Genomic DNA, 24,864 nt, shown 5'->3' with positions numbered 1-24,864 from the left:
ATCGGACAGGGAGACATGAACATGACAAAAGCGAATTCAATTCAGGATATTTATCCGCTGTCTTACATGCAGGAAGGGATGCTTTTCCATTCCCTCCTGCAAAAAGATTCACAGGCATATGTTGAGCAAGCTTCTTTTACAATAGAAGGAAAAGTCAACTCGCAGTTTTTTCAAAACAGCATCAACGCTCTTGTAGCAAGACACGATATTTTCAGAACGATTTTTATCAGCCAAAATGTTTCCTCTCCCCAGCAGGTTGTCCTGAGAGAACGGAACATCATCGTACAGGAAAAAGACATTGCTCATTTAAACGAAGAGAAGCAAGCACAGTTTATCGAACAATTGAAAGAAAAAGACCGCGCCCAAGGGTTTCACTTGCAAAAGGATATGCTCATGCGCATCGCTCTGATTCAAACAGGAGAGAGCCAGTACACTTGTATTTGGACCTTTCATCACATCATGATGGACGGATGGTGCCTCAGCATTGTGCTAAAGGAGTTTCTCCATATTTACGCATCTTATGTAAATGCCACCCCTATATCATTGGAGCCGGTCCAGCCATACGGAAGCTATATCAAATGGCTGATGGAGCAAGACAAAGAGCAGGCAGTTTCATATTGGGAACATTATCTTTCCGGCCATGAACAGCAAACCATGCTCCCGAAGCAGAAAAAAACAAAGGGGAGAAGCAGGCAGGAACACGTTACGTTTTCATTCTCTAAGGAAGAAAGCAGCAGGCTTTCGGAGCTTGCGGCAAGAGAAGAAGTAACTCTCAGTACGATTTTCCATACCGTTTGGGGCATACTGCTTCAAAAGTATAATAATAACGATGACGCCGTATTCGGCTCTGTCATTTCAGGAAGACCCGCAGAAATCGAAGGCATTGAACATATGGTAGGTCTTTTCATTAACACGATTCCAGTTCGGGTGCAGGGGGCAAAAACACCATTTCTACAGCTCATAAAAGATATGCAAAAAGACCGTCTTGCTGCTGAAGCATACAGCTACCACCCTTTATATGAGATTCAGGCCCGTTCAGCTGTTAAACAAGGGCTGATTGATCATATTCTCGTATTTGAAAACTATCCGGTTCAGCAAGAGATTCAAATGCTGAACAAGCAGGAATATGCTTCTGATCTTTTTCAGATTCATAACTTCACTGTGGCGGATGAAACCAACTACAGCTTTTATCTTATGGTGGCGCCAGGAGAAGAAATCCATATTAAAATGAGCTATGATGCGGAGCAGCATGATCGATCTTTTGTGCTTTCTGTCAAGGAGCATCTTCTGAATGCTGTATCGCAAATCTTAAATAATCCGAATCTTCCGCCTGAAGAAATCGAGATCACGACAGATACTGAAAAGCGGCAGCTGATTGGGGAAATCGCGGATCGAACTCCAGTTTCCGAAACCATCCATGCTATGTTTGAAAAACAAGCGGAAAAGACACCGGACGCTTATGCTGTAATTGATCAAGCCTGCTCGTTAACATACAAAGAACTGAATAAATCGGCTAACAGATTGGCGCGGCATTTACGAATGAAGGGTGTTGTGAGACAGGAGCCCGTTGCCATTATGATGGAACGCTCTGCGGCGTTTATCACAGCTGTTCTTGGTATCTTGAAGGCGGGCGGCGCCATTGTTCCAGTTGATCCGCATTACCCGGCTGACAGAATCCGTTATATTCTGCATGACTGCGGCTGTTCGCATGTTGTTTCTCAAGCGCATCTATCCTCATCGTTAGAAAACAATTACATTATCACTCATGCAGAAGATATCGAAACCAAAGAAGATGGCAGTAACATGAAGTCAGTCAACAATGCTGACGATCTGCTGTATATCATTTATACGTCAGGTACAACAGGTAAACCAAAGGGGGTTCAATTTGAGCATCGAAACATGGCTAACTTGCTGAAGTTCGAATATACTCGCTCTGGAATTGACTTCGAAGCAGATGTTCTGCAATTTGCGACACCTGCCTTTGACGTCTGCTATCAAGAAATATTTTCTGCGCTTCTGAAAGGCGGCACCCTGCACATCGTGCCAGAAGCCATAAAAAGAGATGTGCCTCAGCTGTTTGCATTTATAAACAAGCATCAGACGAATATTGTGTTTCTCCCAACAGCTTTTATCAAAATGATGTTCAGCGAGCGGCAACTTGCGAACTCGTTTCCTTATGGCATCAAACACTTGATTGCAGCCGGGGAACAATTAATGATTTCAGACCTTTTCCAAGACGTGTTACGTGAACGCGGCATATACCTGCACAATCATTATGGGCCTTCAGAAACTCATGTGGTATCTACGTACACCATTCATCCGGGAGACCCTATTCCTGAGTTTCCGCCAATCGGTAAACCGATAGGCTGTACTGATCTATATATACTGAATCACCACAAACAGCTACAGCCATGCGGCGTACCAGGAGAACTCTATATTTCCGGCGCAAGTGTTGCCAGAGGATATGTCAATCACGATAAACTGACACGCGACAAATTTTTATCCGACCCATTCAGGCCTGGTGTGATCATGTATCGTACAGGTGATTTGGCCAGACGGCTTGAAGACGGCAACATCGAATATATAGGACGGGCAGACAATCAAGTGAAAATCAGAGGTTATCGAATCGAGCCGCAAGAAATCGAAGCTACGTTAATGAATCATCTGGACATTAAAGAGGCTGCCATTCTCATCAGACAAGATCAAAACGGTGAACATGAATTATGCGCTTACTATTGCAGTGTACAAAAGCTGAATGCAATAGATTTACGCAGCTATATGGCTAGTGAGCTACCAGAATACATGATTCCGGCGAAATGGATTTGGGTTGACAGCATACCTCTTACCCCAAACGGAAAAATAGATCAGGCAGCGCTTCCAGCCCCAGATGCTTCAATCAGCGGAAATCCATATGCTGCCCCTCGTAATCTGATAGAGGCAAAGCTTTCACAACTATTTGAAGACGTGCTGAAGAATGGCCCTATAGGCATCCAAGACAACTTTTTTGACCATGGAGGCCACTCTCTAAAAGCAACAGTTCTCATGTCACGGATCGCAAAGGAATTTCATGTGCAAGTTCCGCTTAAGGACATTTTTGCCCATCCGACTGTAGAAGGATTGGCTTTAATCATTCAAAATGCAGAGGAAAATCCGTATGCAGCAATTGAACCTGCAGAAGAAAGGGAGACATATCCTGTATCTTCAGCCCAAAAACGGATATATGTGCTTCAGCAGCTTGATGAGGGTGTCGCCTACAATATGCCTGCGGTCTTAGAACTGGAAGGGACACTGGATGTCGCTAAACTGTCTGCTGTATGTAAAGAACTGATCAGCCGGCATGAGCCTCTTCGCACTTCCTTTGTATCCGGGGCAGATGGCGAGCCTGTTCAGCGTATTCACACCGAAGTGCCGTTTACATTAAGTACAGAGACCGCTATCGAGGAATTTATACGCCCCTTTGATCTCAGCCAGGCGCCATTATTTAGAGCGGGCCTTATAAAAGTGACGAACGAGAAGCATGTATTGCTGGTGGATATGCACCATATCATTTCAGATGGCGTATCCGTTCAGCTTCTAATCCGAGAATTCACCGATCTTTATGCAAACCGGCAGCTTAAACCATTACGGATCCAGTATAAAGATTACGCCGTCTGGCAGCAGCAATTTAAAAAGGGAGACTCGTACCAAAAGCAAGAGACTTACTGGCAGAAGCAGTTTAGCGGGGATCTTCCTATACTGGAGCTTCCGACAGATAAACGCCGTCCGGCAGAACGGCAATTCACAGGCGGAAAAGTAACCTTTCAATTGGATAAAGAGATCACGGACCGCATAAAGCGGCTTGCCAATAAAAATAGAAGCACACTTTACATGACGCTTCTCGCTTTGTATTCAGCCTTTTTGTCGCGGTTAAGCGGTCAGGATGATATCGTGATTGGTTCACCTATAGCCGGACGGCCCCATGCCGACCTTGAAGCTGTTCTTGGGATGTTTGTCAATACATTGGCTCTCCGCACACGCCCAGCGGGTAATAAGACATTTGAGGAATTTCTGACAGAAGTCAGAAAGACTGCACTAGAAGCGTATGAGCATCAGGATTATCCGTTTGAAGAGCTTGTGGATAAACTCGGTGTGCAGCGGGAAATGAGCCGGAATCCATTGTTTGACACAACACTAGTCCTTCAGAATATGGAACAGCAAAAGCTGAAAATGAAAGATGTACAGCTTCGATGGAACGACTTGCAGCATCCAATATCGAAATTTGATATTTCGCTGTATGTAACAGAACACGATGCTGAGCTTTTCTGTCAGTTTGAATACAGTAAAGCTTTGTTTGAAAAAGAAACCGTCCAAAGATGGGCCGGCCTTTTCACCACGCTTGTGGAACATACAGCTCTCAGCCCTGAAACAGAATTGGACAATATTCCAATCTTAACAAAAGAAGAAGAGAGAGATTTCATTGAATCATGCCATCCGTTTCAGGAGACGGGCTATTCGATGAACCAAACTCTCCACTATGCACTCGAACAGCAGGCAGCAAAAACGCCTGATCAGACGGCCGTTATCCTTGAAGATGGAGCGATGACCTATAAAGAATTGAACGAACAGGCTAACCGTATCGCCTGGGAGCTGATCGGACGAGGAGTAAAATCTGAAACGACCGTAGCCATTATAGGAAAGCGTTCGCCTGAAATGCTGATTGGCATTTATGGCATTCTTAAAGCTGGCGGCGCTTATCTTCCTATTGACCCGGATTACCCGGAAGAACGAATCAGCTTTCTGCTGGAGGACAGCGGTACAGACATTCTCCTGCTTCAGTCTTCCGGCCTGCGTGTTCCGGCATTTGCAGGAGAGATTGTCTACCTCAATCAGGCAAATAGCGGACTGAAACATCGTTTGTCCAATCCGAATGTGGACGTACTCCCTAAATCTTTAGCCTATGTCATCTATACATCCGGCTCTACCGGGGTGCCTAAAGGTGTTGAAATTGAACATCGATCAGCGGTGAATTTTTTGAATTCCCTACAGTCCCGTTATCAGCTTAAGCATTCAGATGTGATCATGCACAAAACATCGTATTCATTCGATGCTTCAATATGGGAGCTGTTTTGGTGGCCTTATGCCGGTGCTTCTGTTTATCTGCTTCCTCAGGGAGGCGAAAAAGAGCCTGAAGTGATCGCGAAGGCCATAGAAGAACAAAAGATCACAGCTATGCATTTTGTACCTTCAATGCTCCATGCATTTTTAGAACATATAAAATATCGCTCTGTACCGGTTAAGACAAACGGACTCAAGCGAGTGTTTTCCGGGGGAGAACAGCTGGGGACCCATCTCGTCTCCCGATTTTGCGAGTTGCTTCCGAATGTTGGATTAACCAATTCCTATGGACCAACGGAGGCAACTGTAGAAGCTTCATTCTTTGATTGTCCGCTGCATGAAAAGCTTGAACGCGTTCCAATTGGAAAATCTGTTCATCATGTCAGATTGTATATCCTAAATCAGAGGCAGCGGATGCTGCCTGCCGGATGTATCGGCGAACTGTACATTGCCGGAGCAGGTGTTGCCAGAGGCTATTTAAATCGGCCGGCCTTAACAGAGGAGCGTTTTCTTGAGGACCCGTTTTACCCGGGTGAACGCATGTACAAAACCGGGGATGTGGCGCGCTGGCTCCCTGACGGGAATATTGAATTTCTCGGCCGCACGGACGATCAAGTGAAAATCCGCGGCTACCGGATTGAGCCCAGAGAAATTGAAGCAGCGCTTAGAAGCATTGAAGGTGTCAGAGAGGCAGCCGTTACCGTACGGACAGACAGCGGCGAGCCGGAATTATGCGCCTATACAGAAGGACTGAGAAGAAACGAAGTGCGGACGCAGCTTGAAAGACTGCTGCCGAGCTACATGATCCCGGCTCATTTGATAGAGATGGAACACTGGCCGGTTACGCCAAGCGGAAAGCTGGACCGAAACGCCCTGCCAGCTCCTGACGGAGCGGCAGATGCAAAGACCTACACGGCGCCGAGAAATGTGACAGAGATGAAGCTTGCCCAGCTGTGGGAGGACGTGCTGAAAAATGGCCCTGTCGGGATTCACGACAACTTTTTCGACCGCGGAGGACATTCCTTAAAGGCAACGGCGCTTGTCTCGCGGATCTCAAAAGAATTCGATGTACAGGTGCCGCTGAAAGATGTGTTTGCCCATCCGACGGTAGAAGGGCTGGCTTCCGTTATCCGTGAAGGAACGGACAGTCCATATGAAGCGATGAAACCGGCGGAACAGCGTGAGGCCTATCCGGTTTCCTCCGCCCAAAAACGGATCTATGTCCTTCAGCAGCTGGAGGACGGAGGGACAGGCTACAATATGCCGGCTGTGTTAGAGCTGGAAGGGAAGCTTGACCCCGAAAGGCTGGACAGGGCTTTCAAAGAGCTGATCAAGCGCCACGAGTCGCTTCGGACATCCTTCGATCAGGACGAAGCCGGCGAGCCGGTGCAGCGCATCCATGACGAGGTGCCGTTTACATTACAGAAAGCAGTCCTCGCCGAACAAACCGAACAGGAAGCTGCAGCCGCGTTTATCGAACCCTTTGATCTCAGCCAAGCGCCGCTGTTCCGCGCCCAAATTGTAAAGGTATCAGATGAGCGGCACCTGTTGCTGGTTGATATGCATCACATTATGTCAGACGGTGTTTCCGTCAACATTCTGATTCGGGAATTCGGGGAGCTTTACAACAACCGGACCCTTCCGGCGCTTCACATTCAATATAAAGACTATGCCGTATGGCAAGAAGGATTTAAAAAAGGAGACGCGTACCAGACGCAGGAGGCGTACTGGCTGAAGCAGCTCGAGGGCGAGCTGCCGGTCCTGGATTTCCCGGCTGATCATACCCGCCCGCCGGTGCGGAGCTTCGCGGGTGACAAGTTCTCATTTACGCTAGATCAAGAGGCCGCATCAGGCCTTCATAAACTGGCACGGGAAAACGGAAGCACACTGTACATGGTGCTCCTAGCGGCTTACACAGCGTTCTTGTCACTCTTAAGCGGACAGGAAGATATCGTCGTCGGATCGCCAATTGCCGGCCGGCCGCACAAGGATCTTGAGCCGATACTCGGCATGTTTGTGAACACGCTGGCGCTTCGGACACGCCCGGAGGGCGGGAAGCCGTTTGTGCAGCATTTGCAGGAAGTGCGCGAGACAGCATTGGAAGCGTATGAGCATCAGGATTATCCGTTCGAAGAGCTCGTCGATAAGCTCGGGGTGACGAGGGATATGAGCAGAAACCCGCTGTTTGATGCCATGTTAGTCGTTCAAAATAATGATCACCAGCCATTGCATCTGCATGATTTGCAAATGAAGCCGTCACAAGTTTCTCATCTCGTTTCTAAATTCGATTTGACATTACAAGCATCTGAGGGTGACGGGAACATTCATTTCCATTTTGAATATTCAACCGCACTGTTTGAAAAAACAACTATAGAACGCTGGGCATCGCATTTGACTAATGTACTTAACATTATCGTTAAAAACCCTGAGGTAACACTCAACCATATCGACATTTTGACTCAAGAAGAGCGGAATCAGCTGCTCAATGAGTTTAACACCGGGCAAGCGAATCAATACGAAGAACAAACAATTGACCGTTTGTTTGAGCAGCAAGCTGCACGAACACCAAAAGCTTCTGCACTTGTCAGCGGAGACAAAACACTGACATATCAAGAGTTGGACGAGTGGTCCAATGGAATCGCTCGTATATTGCGCAGCCGAGGTATTGAACCGGACACACCAGTAGGCATCATGATGCCTCGTTCGTTCAGCATGATAGCGGCCGTACTTGGTGTTTGGAAAGCAGGAGGCTGTTACGTTCCCATTGATCCGGAATACCCGGCGGAACGGAAACGCTATATCCTCAGCGACAGCGGAACGAAACTGCTGATGACAATAAATGAAACGGATTGGGGAGAGCTTGCTGATTTTGAAGGAGAGATCTTGACGATAGAGAGCGCGGAGGCATACGACAAATCGCCGCTGCCGAAAGTGTCGTATGCCCATCATATGGCTTATATCATTTATACGTCAGGAACGACGGGCCGTCCAAAAGGGGTGATGGTCGAGCATAAAAGCATTGCCAACACTCTTCAGTGGCGGCGTAACGCTTATGCTTTCAACGAGACAGACGCCATCCTGCAGCTCTTTTCTTTCTCATTTGACGGCTTTTTAACAAGTATGTTCACACCGCTTTTATCAGGTGCAAAAGCAGTTCTGCTTAAGGAAGAGGAAGCGAAGGACATTCTGGCCATCAAGCATCAGCTGTCTCCTCAACGGATTACACATATGATTATTGTGCCTGTTTTATATCGAGCGCTTTTGGATGTATTGCGGCCGGAAGATGTAAAGACGCTTAGAATCGTCACTCTGGCGGGAGAAGCAGCTGACCGCGAATTGATAAACCGTAGCCTGGCCATATGTCCGCACACCGAACTCGCCAACGAATATGGACCGACAGAAAACAGTGTGGCCACTACCGTCATGAGACATATGGAAAAGCAGAAATACGTAAGCATCGGCCAGCCGATTGACGGGACCCAAGTGCTTATTTTAAATGGCAATCATCAGCTTCAGCCAATTGGTGTTGCGGGAGAGCTTTGTATAGCAGGAACGGGGCTTGCAAGAGGGTATATCAACCTTCCGGAGCTGACAGAGAGAGCATTCATCCAGAACCCATACAAACCTGAAATGCGAATGTACCGAACAGGAGACGCCGCCAGATGGATGGCCGACGGAACACTCGAGTATCTGGGTAGAATTGATGAACAAGTCAAAATCAGAGGCTATCGTGTAGAAACAAAAGAAATTGAATCGGTCATCCGTTGTATAAACGGTGTAAAAGACGCCACCGTACTCGCTCATGTAACAGCATCAGGACAAACTGAATTAAGTGCTTATGTTGTGACCAAACCAGAATTGAGCACAGATACGATACGCTTAGAATTACAAAACAAGCTGCCGGTGTTCATGATTCCTGCGTTTATTGAAAAACTGGGCTCACTTCCATTGTCACCAAACGGTAAACTGGATCGCAGAGCACTTCCAAAACCTGTATTCAAGGGTGAAACTGAACGTCCATTCCGCACACCTGCCAGCAAGATGGAACAAATACTGGCTGATATATGGAAGGAAGTACTGGGGGCAGAAAAAATCGGAACAGCTGATTCATTCTTTGAGCTTGGAGGAGATTCGATCAAAGCGTTACAGGTTTCCGCACGGCTTCACCGGATAGGAAAACAAATGGCAGTGAAAGATTTGTTTAGCCATCCGACTATTCAAGAATTGGCAGCTTATATCCGTGATTCAGATACAAGTTCCAGCCAAGATCCGGTTGAGGGAGACGTACAATGGTCACCTGTTCAGAAATGGTTTCTTTCTCAAGATATAAAAGAAAGACACCATTTTAATCAGTCCGTTATGCTGCATCGAAGCACCTCTGTACATGAAGACGCACTTCGCAAAACTTTAAAAGCAATAACGTGTCATCATGATGCGCTGCGGATGGTGTTTACACAGAATGAACATGGAAAGTGGATTCAATATAATCGGCCGCTCAGTCCTTCGGACGATGCGCTATATGGCCTTCACATTGTTGATTTACAAAATCCAGACTGCACTGACGAGAATAAATCGTATGAGCCTCTTATCAAACGCCATGTACGTGATATTCAGCAGAAAATGGACCTGAAGAATGGCCCGCTGCTGCAAGCCGGTCTTTTCCGCACAACTGACGGTGATTTCTTATTTTTATCTGCTCATCACTTCGTCGTTGACGGCATCTCGTGGCGAGTTCTGCTTGAGGATTTGGCTTTAGGCTATCGCCAAGCTGCAGGCGGGGAAGATATCCAGCTTCCGCCTAAAACAAGCTCATTCAAAATGTACGCGAAAAAGCTCTCTGACTACGCCGGGAGCCAGCAGCTTATGAAACAGTTCAAGTATTGGCGTGAAACCGAGGAATTTGAAACAGAAGCACTGCCTTTTGATCAAATCGACGGAACCATAGCAAACGATAGTAAACGTTCCACGATTTCGTTTACCTTAAACGATAAAGAAACAGCTGCGCTCTTAAAAGATGCCAACAGCGCATATAAAACAGATACTCAGGATATGCTGCTTGCTTCTGTTATTCTTGCGCTGCGCCACTGGACCAATCAATCCGCCTTCAAACTATCATTAGAGAGCCACGGGCGAGAGGATGTATTAGACGGAATAGATGTGAGCCGTACGGTTGGATGGTTTACCGCCATTTATCCATTATTGGTTAAACTGAACTCAGACCTTCCTGATCCGGAAGAATACATGGTTCATGTACTAAAAACAACAAAAGATACACTGAGACGCGTACCGGACAAAGGATTCGGCTACGGTGTCATCAAATATTTGACTCCGCCTGGCAAAAAAGACATCGATTTCACAGGTTCGCCAGAAATCAGCTTCAATTATCTGGGTCAGTTTGAAAGCGGCAGCACAGCTGAAGTACCTGAGGAGGACGCCTTCTCTTTCTCTCCGCTGGGTGCCGGGGATGATATCAGCGCAACATGGAATCGTGAACAGTCGCTGGATATCAGCGCAATCGCCGCAGAAGGGAAAATGGCTGTCAACATGACTTATGACAATACCCGCTTTCAGCGCAAAACGATGGAACAGCTTAGCGAGTTTTGCCGTCAATTTTTATTACAGCTGATCGAACACTGCCAGAACAAAAGAGAAACTGAAAAGACGATTAGCGATTTTGATGATCAAGAACTGACCGAGGACGCGCTGCAAGAGATTGCTGATATGCTCAGTTTTCACTAATGAATCCGTGAAGAAAGGTGCAGACACTATGGATAACATCAAAAAAATCAAGAACATTTATCCTCTGAGTCATATGCAGGAGGGAATGCTGTTTCATTCCTTCCTTCGTAAAGAGGAGGGGGCGTATGTTGAGCAGTCGCTCTTCACCATCAAAGGAAGCCTAAGCTATGACTGGTTTCAGCGCAGTATTCAAGCCATCATCGACCGCCATGATATTTTCAGAACCGTATTTTTGCCGCACGTCCCGCATTTGTCGGGACCTCGGCAAGTCGTAATGACAGAACGCGAATTCCATTTGTACAGCGAAGACATTTCCCATCTGCAAATAAACGACCAGAATGAGTTTATTGATTGCTTTAAGGAGAAGGACAAGCAGAAAGGCTTTGATTTACAAAAAGACATGCTGATGCGGATTTCTCTATTCAAAACAGCTGAAGATGAGCATGTCTGTATCTGGAGTCATCATCACATTTTAATGGACGGCTGGTGCCTCGGCATCGTTCTGCAGGAATTTATGCAAATTTATCAATCTATCCATGCAGGAAAACCACTTTCTTTGGACCCTGTCCGTCCTTACAGCACCTATATTTCCTGGCTGACAAACCGAGACAAAGAAACAGCTGCGGAGTACTGGGGTTCGTATTTAAAAAACTACAGCACTCCATCACCTCTGCCTCGTGTGTCTGATGAAGAAAAAAAAGAAGGTTATCACCGTGAAGATTTGATATTTTCATTAAATAAACCACTGACAGACAAGCTGAAAGAGACTGCCAAACAACACGGCGTCACGCTTGCCACCCTTATTCAGGCAGTCTGGGGCGTGATGCTGCAGCAATATAACCGCACAGACGACGTTGTATTTGGCGCAGTTGTATCAGGCAGACCATCAGAAATTCCGGGCGTGGAGCAAATGATAGGGTTGTTTATCAATACCATTCCGGTTCGGATTAAAACACATCAAGACGAAACGTTTCAAGAGCTGCTCAAACGCTGCCAGAAAGAAATGCTGGAAGCTGAGCCGTTCACCTGCCAGCCTTTATTTGATATCCAGGCAAACACCGCTTTAAAACAGGAACTGATTGATCACATTATTGTATTTGAAAACTATCCGTTACAGCAGAAAATCGCCGATTCAGCTGATCGCGCAGATTCACCATTGCAAATCGATCAAGTTACGGTATCCGAGCAATCAGGATATAACTTTAACCTTGTCGTTGCTCCCGGGGAAGAACTTGTTATCAAGTTCAGCTATAATGCGTTCGTTTACGATGCTGCATGGATCAGCTGTATCAAAAGGCAATTTACGCAAGCACTAAGCACAGCGGCACATCTCCCTGATATTCCCATTGCTGATTTTTCTGTTCTTGATGAAACAGAAAAAGAGCAGATTGTCACCCAGTTCAACAATACAAAAACAGAGTATCCAAAGAATCATACAATTATAGATTTATTTCGTGAACAAACAGAAAAGACGCCAGACTATACCGCAATTGTGTATGATAATATGTCTTTTTCGTATGAAGAGCTTGATAAACGCTCTAATTCACTCGCCAGAGAGTTATATCAAAATGGGTTTCGGAAAAACGAGACAGCAGGAATATTGGCTGCTCATTCTCCTGAATTTATTATCAGTGTGCTTGCTGTTTTAAAAGCAGGGGGAGCATACCTCCCGCTTGATGCTGAGCTTCCGCCTGAACGGGTCAGCTTTATGCTCGAGGAAACGCAGGCAAAAATGCTGATTGTTCAAAAGGGGCTGGAGCAAAACGCTGCGTTCTCAGGAACATGTATTACTTCAGATTCACAGACATTGATGGAAGAAAGCCATATCCCTATCAACATCGTCTCCAGCCCGGATGATCTTGCATACATCATGTATACCTCAGGATCAACAGGCCGGCCGAAAGGCGTCATGATCACGAATCGCAATGTCGTGTCCCTTGTCAGCAATAGCAATTACACGTCTGCGTCCATTAATGATCGGTTTATTCTGACTGGATCTATCAGCTTTGACGCCGTCACCTTTGAAATGTTCGGGGCGCTTTTAAATGGGGCAAGCCTTCATATCATTGATAAATCGACAATGCTGTCACCTGATCGGTTTGGGACGTATTTGCTTGAAAATGACATCACAGTACTATTTTTAACAACGGCTCTTTTTAATCAGCTGGCTCAGGCTCAAGCAGACATGTTCCGCGGGCTCCATACGTTATATGTCGGCGGAGAAGCACTCTCGCCTGCCCTTATGAATGCTGTCAGACACGCCTGTCCAGATCTGGCACTTCATAATATTTACGGGCCTACGGAAAACACGACATTTTCAACCTTTTTTGAGATTAAAAGAGACTATGCGGGACCGATTCCGATCGGAAAACCAATCAGCAATAGCACCGCTTTCATCTTAGATGCAAAAGGGCGTCTTTTGCCAATAGGCGTTCCCGGCGAACTTTATGTCGGCGGCGATGGGGTCGCAAAAGGCTATTTGAACAGAGATGACTTGACAAATGCTGTTTTTTCTCCCCATCCTTTCTTGTCTGAAGAAAGAATATATCGTACTGGTGATTTGGCGCGCTGGCTGCCTGATGGAAACTTAGAATACATCAGCAGGATTGACAGGCAGATTAAAATCCGTGGAAAACGAATTGAGCCCGCCGAAATTGAAGCGCGCCTTTTAGAAATGGAAGGCGTTCAGGAAGCGGCAGTGACATTGAGAGAAAAAGATGGAGAGGCGCAGCTGTACACTCATTACGTTGGCGATGACCAAAGAAATGAAAAGGATATCCGCGCCGATTTGGCGCGTGTGCTCCCAGACTATATGATCCCGCAGCACTGGATGCGTGTGGACCGGATGCCCCTTACCGGAAACGGAAAAATAGACCGCAGCGCGCTGCCTTTTCCAGAAAATAAGAATGACAAACGACAGGACATCATATTGCCAAGAAACTTGGTTGAAGAAGAATTGGCAAACATTTGGAAGAATGTCCTCGGTGTCAGCACAATCAGTATTGATGATGACTTCTTTGCTCTTGGCGGACATTCACTAAAAGCGCTGCAGGTCATACACACACTGAAGCACCAGCAGCAAATTGACATACCGATTGATTTCTTGTTCGAACATCCGACAATCGCTCAGCTTGCCGAAAAACTTTATTCCAAACAGCTGACAGCGGCAGATGAACAGCATGTGATCAAACTGAACCAGCACGGCGCGCAAAACCTTTTCTGCTTCCCGCCGATATCAGGATTTGGCATTTATTTCAAAGACCTAGCTTTATTGCTGAATGATAAGGCAGCCGTCTATGGATTTCACTTTATTGAACATGACAACCGCATTGAACAATATGTTAATTGCATCACGGACATACAGCCTGAAGGCCCATACGTTTTATTAGGCTACTCTGCAGGCGGAAACCTAGCTTTTGAAGTGGCACAGTTTATGGAGCGCAAAGGATTGGAAGTCAGTGACTTCATTATCGTGGACGCTTATCTAAAAGTACAGCCTCTGCCTATTGATACCGAGAATGACGAATCTGCAGCATACCTGCCTGAAGCGGTCAGAGAAAAGGTGATGAAGAAAAAAAGAAACTATCAGGAATATTGGGCACAATTGCTGAATGAAGGGCACATCAAAGCAAACATTCATTTCATTGAAGCGGGAATTCAAACCGAAACCAATGGACATACCAGCCTAACGAAATGGGAAGGTGCCTGCGAAAACTACAGAAAGTACACGGGTTTTGGCGCTCATAAAGACATGCTGGAAGGCGCATATGCTGAAAAAAACGCTGACATCATTCTCGACATTTTAGACAAAATCACTTTAAATAACGAAATACTGCAAAAACGATAAGCGAGTTAGCGGACAGAGGCCATTCTCTGTCCGTCTTTCTTTTTGTATTAAGAATGGATAGAAGACACTTGGGAATGATAACATCATCCTTTTTCTTGGAGGCTTGTCATGGATCGTCTTTCTTTGCTTACTTTTATCATGTTGATTCTAGCCAGTTACAGGCTGACACATTTGATTGTATTCGACAAAATCACGGAATTTATCCGAAAACCTTTTATGAAAAAGAAAAGGATCGTTGATCAAAACGGGCATGTAGATGAAAAAAGTGTGCCGGCTTCTAACTTTGGATACATGCTCAATTGCTACTGGTGTGCCGGCGTTTGGTGCGCCATCTTGATTGGACTGGGATATCTCTTTTTGCCTCGTATTGCAATTCCAGTAATCTTTATTTTAGCCATCGCAGGAGCACAGGCGATTCTTGAAACAGCTGTCGGTGTCGGCGTAAAACTCATTGATGTGTTAAAGAGCCTGCAAACCATGATAGATGATAAAGAGTCCTAAAGCAGCGGAACAAAATGCTTCAGGACTTTTTTCATTTATCTGGTGACATAGACATAAATCCTGATTTCTTCAATCCGATTAAGCACCCTTTTACAGCCCGGGAATACCGTAATAGCGAATAGTGAAAGTGATGTAATGGGGGAGAAGAAACAGAATGAAGGTTTGTCAAAAGTCGATTGTCCGTTTCCTTGTCAGCTTGATCATCGGAACGTTTGTCATCTCCGTTCCATTTATGGCCAATGCGCAGCCGGACAGGGAACTGAGAGCCGTATGGATAGCTTCCGTATTAAACATTGATTGGCCGTCAAAAAAAGGGTTATCAGTGGCAGAGCAAAAGCAAGAGTATATCAAACTGCTGGACGATGTTCAAAAAATGGGGATGAATGCCGTTATTGTTCAGATTAAACCGACGGCAGATGCTTTTTATCCGTCAGCTTATGGACCGTGGTCTGAATACTTAACCGGTGTCCAAGGGAAAGACCCGGGCTATGATCCGCTTGCATTTATGATTGAAGAAACCCATAAACGAAATTTAGAATTTCACGCATGGTTTAATCCTTACCGCATTTCAATGAATCATACGGACCTTAATAAATTGTCTGAGGATCACCCGGCACGAAAGCATCCAAACTGGGTTGCCGCTTATGGAAACCAGCTTTATTATCATCCGGGCATTCCTGAGACGAGAGATTTTATCGTCAAAGGTATTGAAGAAGTGGTGAAACATTATGATATCGATGCCGTTCATATGGATGATTATTTCTACCCTTATAAAATAGCGGGACAGGAATTTCCTGATCAAGCACAGTATGAACAATACGGAAAAGGGGCTTTTTCCAATATTGATGACTGGCGGAGGAATAACGTGAACCAGCTTGTCAAACAAATCAACCAAACAATTAAATCTGCAAAGCCATACGTCAAATTCGGCATCAGTCCCTTTGGAGTATGGAGAAACGCGGCAGACGACCCAACCGGATCGAATACCAAAGCAGGCGTCAGGAACTATGACGACCTTTATGCAGATACGAGACATTGGATCCAAGAAGGCGACATCGATTATATTGCCCCGCAAATCTATTGGAGCATCGGCTTCAACGCAGCAGCTTACGATGTGCTGGCTGATTGGTGGAGCAATGAAGTGAAAAATAGGCCTGTTCATTTATATATTGGCCAGGCAGCCTATAAAATCAATAACAACTTTGATCCGCCATGGTCTGACCCCGAAGAGTATGTGAGACAAATCACCTTGAACCGTCAGCTTGAGCTTGTGAAAGGAAGCATGCATTTCAGCCTCAAAGACCTCAACAAAAATCCACTTGGAATCAAAGACAGGCTTGTCACCGAGCTTTACAGCAAACCAGCATTGGTTCCGCAAATGCCATGGCTTGACAGTACCGCACCAAAAAAACCGAAGCTTATGAAGGTCACCGAAGACAAAAACGGCAATCTTCTGCACATACAAGACCACCCATCAAATCAAAAAATGAAAGAAACAGCCTATTATGCGATATATAGAGCCGAAGGGAAAAAGCACAAAACATTGCTGGGAACCGCAAGAAAAACAAATGGACAGCAAACCTTCTTAGATGAAACGGCAGACCAAAACAAGAAGTATACGTATTATGTCACTTCAGCAGACCGGCTCCATAACGAAAGCAAGGCTTCCAAACGAAAGGCAAAATGAGAAATGAGAAGAGAAGGACGGCTTTCTAAGTCGTCTTTTTTCACAAGAGTTATTTTAGGAGGAAGGATACTTTTGGTGAACCGCTGAATTGTTAGAGAAAAGAACAAAGGGAGAGACTCATATGAATTTGGAAGCGGTTTTTGGACATTTCCCAGTATTGGAATCTGAGAATCTCGTACTAAGTAAAATCAAAGAGGTGCACGTACAGGATGTATTTTCAATCTACGATAATGACAAAGTATTTGAATACTGCGGCATCATTCCGAAACATAACATAAAAACAGTAGAGAAAATGATTAGCCATTTTGATAGAGATTACAACAAAAAAAGCAGAATTAAGTGGGGAATTTTTCTAAAGAGTCAAGAGAATACATTGGTTGGAATCATTGAAGCGATGGATTTTAACCAAAAAATAGACATGGTATCAATTGGATACTACTTAGCTGAAGAATACTGGGGGAAAGGTTTTGCCACTGAATCCGTCCGCATGCTTGCCTCATTTTTATTTGAGAAAGTCAATGTAAATAGAATTCAAGCTGAAGTCATGCCAGCTAACAGGGCTTCAAAAAACGTCCTCATAAAAAACAATTTTATGAAAGAAGGATTAGTCAGACAAGCTTCCTATTGGTCCGGTAAAGGAGTTGTCGATTTAGAAATATACGGCATTCTTAAGAACGAATACGTATAAGTCATTTCTTTTTCAGTAAAACCCCCTGAATAGAAAATTTAAAAAGTCAGTTATTGAACTAACTTATAGGGAGGAGCACCATGGCAAAACCAAATGTCATCTCCAAGGAAGCACTCATTCAATCTGCCAAAACATGTATCTCAGAAAACGGTTTAGAAAAACTAACGTTACAATCAGTTGCGAAACAAGCCAATGTCACTCAAGGAACGGTTTATTACCATTTCCGCACAAAAGAAAATCTCATGATGGAGGTCGTTCGCCACGTATGCGGCAGTTCTTGGGCGAACGTAAAGAACAGCCGGCTCCCGTCAAGCGAAAAGCTGAGAGAAGCATGGCTGTCAGCAAAATCACGAACAAAAGAAAATGCTGATTATCACCGGTTATGTTTATCACTTGTCGTATCAAGCTTTCAAAATGAACAAATCAAAGAGCAGCTAAGTCATCTGCTACAATCTGAAAATCAATGTCTGACAGAAGAGCTCACTCAATTGTGGGGCAAATCTCCAATTGATGGCGTTTCCTTAACAACCTGGGGAACGATGCTGAATGCTATAATTGACGGGCTTGCCATACAGTCTCTCGTTTTCGATGATTTTCCACTAGAAGGTGTTTATCAAGAGCTCGAATGGATCTTGGTGAAGCTGACTGAAAAAATGAGGTAACACGAAAGGAGATCAACCATGTTCACTCAAAAATTAGGTCTGGTCCTTACGTTTTCATTTCTCGTCTGGTTCGGTGCCACACTATTTTTTGTTCTGTTCGGAGACGCTGTGTTAACTGATCCGGCTGAAGAGCCTTTTTTGCTGAACTTTCTTCTTCTGGAAGCGGGCACTGCTCTCGTTTTATGCCTTGTGTTCTTTCTCTATCATAAACTCGATCGATCACAATACGCGGTGATCAAGCTGGGCGTATGGGGATCGGCGGTCGGTTTATTGATTGATACAGCTTCCCTTTGGAATCATCCCATCATCTTCCCGGCGCTATCAAAGGGGCAGGTCATTGCGTTTGCCATATGGATGGTATGCGCCTATAGCATGTATTTGCTCCTCCCATTGATGTTTTCACATAAAAACTGATCCAGTTTTAATTTTCTGACTTCTTTTGTCAGGGAATGATTACAGAACTCGCCTAATAGGATGTTACAAAGATGTGAAGGAGGAAATCAAGTGAATTTTGATCTGACAAAAGAACAACAAATGGTTCGTGAAATGGTAAAGGATTTTGCGAAAAAAGAAATTGCTCCTCACGCTGAACATGTAGATCAAACGGGTGAGTTCCCGATACAAACATTTAAAAAAATGGGTGAGCTCGGGCTGATGGGTATTCCATTTCCCGAAGAATACGGCGGATCGGGCGGCGATACGATTTCATATGCCTTAGCGGTTGAAGAAATCGGCAAAGCCTGCGGCAGTACTGGATTAAGCTATGCTGCAGCAGTCTCGCTCGGCGCAAGTCCTCTTTATTACTTCGGAACAGAAGAACAAAAACGGGCGCATTTGACTCCGCTGGCTTCGGGCAAAGCCCTTGGGTCATTCGGCCTGACGGAACCAAATGCCGGCTCAGATGCAGGAGGCACTCAAACGAAAGCCATTACAAATGGTGATGAGTATGTAATCAACGGCGAAAAGTGCTGGATCACGAATGCAAGCTACGCACGAACGGTGATTGTAACCGCAGTAACAGGCAAAAACAAAGACGGAAAAAACATCATTTCCGCCTTGATCGTGCCAACTGACACACCTGGACTTACGATTACGAGTCCGTACGATAAAATGGGCGTCCGTGGTTCAAATACAGCGGAAATTTTGCTTGAGGATGTGAGAGTGCCTGCGGGCAACTTACTCGGCGATCCAACAAAAGGGTTTAAGCAGTTTCTATACACGCTGGACGGCGGACGAATCTCAATCGCTGCTCTTGCAGTCGGCATCGCCCAAGCAGCACTTGAAGCATCATTGGCATATGCGAAAGAACGGAAGCAGTTCGGACAGCCGATTTCTTCCTTTCAGGCCATCCAATTTAAGCTTGCTGACATGGCGATGGAAATTGACCTTGCACGGCAAATGGTGTTAAAAGCCGCTTGGCTGAAAGACCATAACCGCCCGTTCACAAAAGAAGCGGCGTATGCCAAGCTGTTTGCATCTGAAATGGCGACAAGAGCTTGCAACCAAGCCATTCAAATTCATGGAGGTTCAGGCTACATGAAGGAATATGGGGTAGAGAGGATGCTGCGGGACGCAAAATTATTGGAAATCGGTGAAGGCACATCTGAAATTCAGCGTATCGTGATCGCCAGACAGCTTTTGAAATGAAATGTAAACGCTTTCTGATCACTTAGAAAGGAGGAACAATTCATGGCTGAACTCATCCATTCCACAATCGGCAGACTGCTGGAACAAACCGCTGAAACCTATCCTGATCAAGAAGCGGTTGTCTATCCAGACAGAAATATACGCTATACGTACGCCCAATTTGACAGTCTGTGCCGTCAAACCGCTAAAGGACTTATGCGGATGGGGATTGAAAAAGGAGACCACGTAGCCATATGGGCTTCAAATATTCCCGAATGGCTTGCCGTTCAGTTCGCCACCGCAAAAATCGGAGCCGTGCTCGTGACCGTCAATACGAATTATCAAGCACATGAGCTCGATTACTTGTTAAAGCAATCGGATGCTGCCGCTCTAATTGTCATGGATTCATACCGGGGCACTTCTTATACAGACATCGTGAAGAGCCTCATTCCAGAGCTGCAAGAAGCAGAGCCCGGCCAGCTGAAATCAGAACGATATCCCTTTTTAAAAACGCTGCTCTATATTGGCGATAAACGTTTGCCGGGCATGTATCATTGGGACGATACAGAGATACTGGCGAAAACAGTGACGGATGCTGAGCTGGAAGCAAGAATGAACAGCCTTGAAAAAGACGATGTGATTAACATGCAATACACATCAGGAACGACAGGGTTTCCTAAAGGAGTGATGCTGACCCATTTTAATGTCATCAACAACGCTGCCAATATCGCTGAATGTATGGCATTAACCTCTCGAGACCGCATGTGCATCCCGGTTCCGTTTTTTCATTGCTTTGGATGCGTGCTTGGGGTTTTGGCGTGTGTCTCCGTTGGGGCAGCCATGATCCCTGTACAAGAATTTGATCCCGTTACCGTCCTCAAAACGGTAGAAAAAGAGAAATGCACAGCGCTTCACGGTGTGCCGACCATGTTTATCGCCGAGCTGCATCATCCGGATTTTGATGCATATGATCTATCAACGCTCCGAACAGGCATCATGGCCGGCTCTCCCTGTCCAAGTGAAGTGATGAAAGCTGTTATTGAAAAGATGGGCATGAAAGACATTACGATCGCCTATGGACAAACTGAGGCTTCACCGGTCATTACGCAAACGAGGGCACATGATTCCTTCATAAGAAGAGTCGAAACAACCGGGCGCGCCCTGCCTCATGCAGAAGTGAAAATTGTAGAACCCGGGACATGTCAAGAAGTTCAAAGAGGCGTGCAGGGAGAGCTGTGCACCCGCGGCTATCACGTCATGAAAGGCTATTATAAAAACAAGGAAGCAACCAAAAAAGCAATCAATGCCGACGGATGGCTGTTTACCGGAGATCTTGCTGTCATGGATAAAGACGGGTACTGCCGCATCACCGGAAGATTAAAAGATATGCTCATCAGAGGCGGCGAGAACATTTATCCCCGGGAAATTGAAGAATTTTTATACCGGCATCCTGATATTTTAGATGTACAGGTCGTTGGTGTGCCTGACGCAAAATTCGGCGAGGAGGCCGCAGCCTGGATTAAGCTGAAAGACGGAAAAAGCGCTTCACCTGAAGAGCTTAAAGCCTATTGCAAAGGGAAAATCGCCCGCCACAAAATTCCGCGTTATGTTATTTTTACAGACGAGTACCCGATGACGGCTTCAGGCAAGATTCAAAAATATAAACTGCGTGAAAAAACGATTGAAATGTTCAACTTATCATCAAGTCAATGAGGTGAAGTCATGTTTACAAAAGTACTGATCGCCAATCGCGGAGAAATTGCAATGAGAATTATCCGAACGTGCAGCCGTCTCGGCATCAAAACGGTCGCGGTTTATTCAGAAGCAGACAGAGAAGCTCCCCATACAAAGGCGGCCACAGAGGCTTATTTGATCGGGGAATCAAGAGTCAGTGAAAGTTATTTAAATATAGAAAGAATCATAGAGACGGCGAAAAAAGCAAACGCTGACGCCATCCACCCGGGATACGGGTTATTATCAGAAAACAGCCGATTCGCTGAACGCTGCAAGCAAGAAAACATCGTGTTTATCGGTCCTGCACCCGATATCATTGCAAAGATGGGCAGCAAAATTGAAGCTCGTAAAGCAATGGAAGCGGCAGGTGTCCCTGTAGTTCCCGGTGTTTCTGAATCCCTCGGAGACATTCAGGCTGCCTGCCGCACTGCAAGTCAAATCGGCTATCCTGTCATGCTGAAAGCTTCAGCGGGCGGAGGAGGCATCGGCATGCAGCTTATTCAAAACGAGGAAACATTAAGAAAGGCGTACGAGGGAAACAAAAAGCGCGCAGCAGATTTTTTCGGTGATGGGTCAATGTATATGGAGAAGGTCATTGAACATGCCCGCCACATCGAAGTTCAACTTTTAGCCGATCAGCATGGCCATACAGTACACCTGTTTGAACGCGATTGCTCTGTTCAAAGGCGGCATCAAAAGGTTATTGAAGAAGCGCCGTCACCATTTTTAAACGATGAACAAAGAATGAAGATCGGGCAAACGGCCGTAAAAGCAGCGAAAGCGATCGGCTATACGAACGCAGGAACGATTGAATTTATAGTTGACCCGAATCAAAACTTTTATTTCCTCGAAATGAATACGAGATTGCAAGTTGAACACCCCGTGACTGAAGAAATAACAGGCCTGGACTTAGTAGAGCAGCAGCTGCGGATTGCTGCGGGCCATACACTCACATTCTCCCAGCAAGACATCAAACGAAACGGGCATGCGATAGAAGTTCGAATATACGCGGAAGATCCCAAGACCTTCTACCCGTCACCTGGTACGATCACCGCGTTTTCACTCCCTGGCCAAAAAGGAGTCAGACACGAATGTGCAGTAGCAAAAGACAGCACCGTCACTCCTTTTTATGACCCGATGATTGCCAAAATGATTGTCAAAGGCCAAAACAGAGCGGAGGCCATTGAAAAACTGGAGACAGCGCTCCGCGACTATCAAATAGAGGGAATCAAAACAAATCTTCCGCTTCTCATACAGGCTGCAGCTTCAAAAGCATTTAAAGAAGGAGATGTCACAACTGACTTTTTGAAACAACACCTATAAAGGAGGCAGATATCATGACGGTTATCATACAAATGGCGGGAAACCTGTGGAAAGTGCACGTCAAAGCCGGCGATCAAATTGAAAAGGGCCAGGAAGTTGCCATTTTGGAATCAATGAAAATGGAAATCCCGATCGTTGCAGACAGAAGCGGAACAGTTAAAGAAGTCAAAAAAAATGAAGGCGATTTTGTGAATGAAGGAGACGTGTTGCTTGAACTGAGCGATCACACTCAATAATTTGGAGGAAGACCATGTCATATCCTAAAAAAGTGACAATCAAAGAAGTCGGCCCGCGTGACGGCTTACAAAACGAGTCCGTATGGATACAAACAGAGGATAAAATCGCTTGGATCAACCAGCTTTCCCGGACAGGACTTTCGTATATTGAAATTACATCCTTTGTTCATCCGAAATGGATTCCGGCACTTCGAGATGCTATAGACGTGGCAAAAGGCATCGACCGTGTAAAAGGGGTAACGTACGCGGCACTTGTCCCGAATCAAAAGGGACTGGAGAATGCGCTTGAAGGAGGCATTGACGAGGCTTGCGTTTTTATGTCTGCCAGCGAGACGCACAATAGAAAAAACATCAACAAATCCACTACTGAAACTCTTCATATCCTCAAACAAGTAAACGATGACGCAAAAAAAGCAAACCTCTCAACAAGAGCTTACCTCTCTACCGTTTTCGGCTGTCCGTATGAGAAAGATGTCCCCATTGAACAGGTCATTCGCCTTTCTGACGCTCTATTTGAATTCGGGATTTCTGAACTGTCGCTTGGAGATACAATCGGAGCGGCAAATCCCGCCCAAGTAGAAACCGTGCTAGAAGCTCTTTTGGCACGATTCCCGGCCAATCAAATTGCCCTGCATTTTCATGATACGAGAGGAACAGCGCTGGCCAATATGGTCACAGCTCTCCAGATGGGCATCACTGTGTTTGATGGCTCGGCAGGCGGGCTTGGGGGCTGCCCATATGCCCCGGGTTCGTCCGGAAACGCCGCGACTGAGGATATCGTATACATGCTTGAACAGATGGACATCAAAACAAATGTAAGTCTCGATAAACTGCTATCAGCAGCCAAATGGATAGAAGAAAAAATGGGCAAACAGCTGCCAAGCCGAAATTTACAGGTATTTAAATCATCTTCATAAAAGAGAGGACAAATACCATGAGAGAATCAATTCTTTTTACTGTCCAAAATGAACATATTGCGTTGATCACCTTAAACAGGCCTCAGGCGGCAAATGCTCTTTCAGCGGAAATGCTTCGAAACCTGCAATTGATTCTTCAGGAAATTGAATTCAACTCTAACATCCGCTGCGTCATCCTCACAGGCGCCGGTGAAAAAGCGTTTTGCGCGGGGGCAGACCTGAAAGAACGGATAAAACTGAAAGAAGATCAGGTTCTGGAAAGTGTAACCCTCATTCAAAGAACGGCGGCTTTACTTGAAGCCTTGCCGCAGCCGGTCATAGCTGTGATAAACGGAAGCGCATTAGGCGGCGGGCTTGAATTGGCATTGGCATGCGACCTTCGAATCGCAGCTGACTCTGCCGTTCTGGGCCTTCCGGAAACAGGGTTAGCCATTATCCCAGGAGCCGGAGGAACCCAAAGGCTGCCGCGTCTGATTGGCAGAGGAAAAGCAAAAGAATTAATTTATACAGGCAGGAGAGTAACTGCACACGAAGCAAAAGTGATAGGCCTTGTAGAGCATGTCACGGCTCCCTGTGATCTCATGCCAAAAGCAGAAGAACTAGCCGCAGCCATTTCTGTCAATGGGCCAATCGCTGTCCGCCAAGCTAAATTCGCAATCAATAAAGGGTTGGAGACAGATCTCGCTACAGGTCTGGCGATTGAACAAAAAGCATATGAACATACCATTCCGACAAAAGACAGGAGAGAAGGGCTTCAGGCGTTTCAAGAAAAAAGACGGGCCGTATACAAGGGACTATAAAAGGGAGGTT

13 protein-coding genes are annotated in these 24,864 nt (G+C 45.7%); all 13 read left to right on the top strand.

Going from position 1 to position 24,864, the window contains the following annotated elements; translation table 11 throughout:
* Positions 1-21: 21 nt before the first annotated feature.
* The 13 genes from M0696_RS09905 (at position 22) to M0696_RS09845 (ending at position 24,854) form a co-directional block, all read left to right on the top strand.
* A complete protein-coding gene (locus M0696_RS09905) occupies positions 22-10,833 on the top strand; it encodes a non-ribosomal peptide synthetase (RefSeq protein ID WP_248602731.1) in 10,812 nt (3,603 codons plus the stop codon).
* Positions 10,834-10,840: 7 nt separating this feature from the next.
* A complete protein-coding gene (locus M0696_RS09900) occupies positions 10,841-14,680 on the top strand; it encodes a non-ribosomal peptide synthetase (protein WP_222142951.1) in 3,840 nt (1,279 codons plus the stop codon).
* Between the two features lie 108 nt (positions 14,681-14,788).
* Positions 14,789-15,181, top strand: a complete 393-nt coding sequence (locus M0696_RS09895; protein ID WP_166852398.1) for a DUF1360 domain-containing protein — start codon at positions 14,789-14,791, stop codon at positions 15,179-15,181.
* 154 nt (positions 15,182-15,335) lie between these two features.
* The gene (locus tag M0696_RS09890; RefSeq protein ID WP_248602730.1) at positions 15,336-16,868 is read left to right on the top strand and encodes a glycoside hydrolase family 10-like protein; all 1,533 of its coding nucleotides are present in this window, start codon (positions 15,336-15,338) and stop codon (positions 16,866-16,868) included.
* Positions 16,869-16,989: 121 nt separating this feature from the next.
* Positions 16,990-17,556, top strand: a complete 567-nt coding sequence (locus M0696_RS09885; RefSeq protein WP_248602729.1) for a GNAT family N-acetyltransferase — start codon at positions 16,990-16,992, stop codon at positions 17,554-17,556.
* Between the two features lie 80 nt (positions 17,557-17,636).
* Entirely contained in the window at positions 17,637-18,218 is a 582-nt protein-coding gene (locus M0696_RS09880) for a TetR/AcrR family transcriptional regulator (protein WP_166852407.1), read from the top strand.
* 108 nt (positions 18,219-18,326) lie between these two features.
* Entirely contained in the window at positions 18,327-18,632 is a 306-nt protein-coding gene (locus tag M0696_RS09875; RefSeq protein ID WP_222142950.1) for a DUF5367 family protein, read from the top strand.
* Between the two features lie 90 nt (positions 18,633-18,722).
* Positions 18,723-19,865: an acyl-CoA dehydrogenase gene (locus M0696_RS09870; RefSeq protein WP_248602728.1), complete on the top strand. Its 1,143-nt coding sequence runs from the start codon at positions 18,723-18,725 to the stop codon at positions 19,863-19,865.
* A 42-nt stretch (positions 19,866-19,907) separates the two neighbouring features.
* Entirely contained in the window at positions 19,908-21,557 is a 1,650-nt protein-coding gene (locus tag M0696_RS09865; protein WP_222142921.1) for an AMP-binding protein, read from the top strand.
* A gap of 9 nt (positions 21,558-21,566) precedes the next feature.
* On the top strand, positions 21,567-22,901 hold the full coding sequence (locus M0696_RS09860; protein WP_222142920.1) for an acetyl-CoA carboxylase biotin carboxylase subunit: 1,335 nt from the start codon (positions 21,567-21,569) through the stop codon (positions 22,899-22,901).
* 14 nt (positions 22,902-22,915) lie between these two features.
* A complete protein-coding gene (locus M0696_RS09855; RefSeq protein WP_222142919.1) occupies positions 22,916-23,137 on the top strand; it encodes an acetyl-CoA carboxylase biotin carboxyl carrier protein subunit in 222 nt (73 codons plus the stop codon).
* A gap of 14 nt (positions 23,138-23,151) precedes the next feature.
* Complete coding sequence (gene ldeG / locus M0696_RS09850; protein ID WP_222142918.1) at positions 23,152-24,054, top strand: hydroxymethylglutaryl-CoA lyase; 903 nt, start codon at positions 23,152-23,154, stop codon at positions 24,052-24,054.
* Positions 24,055-24,071: 17 nt separating this feature from the next.
* Positions 24,072-24,854: an enoyl-CoA hydratase gene (locus M0696_RS09845; protein ID WP_222142917.1), complete on the top strand. Its 783-nt coding sequence runs from the start codon at positions 24,072-24,074 to the stop codon at positions 24,852-24,854.
* Positions 24,855-24,864 lie beyond the last annotated feature (10 nt).

Source organism: Bacillus rugosus, assembly GCF_023238245.1.
GTDB lineage: Bacteria > Bacillota > Bacilli > Bacillales > Bacillaceae > Bacillus > Bacillus rugosus.
Note: the sequence above shows the minus strand (reverse complement) of the source record. Positions and strands in the feature narration are given on the sequence as shown.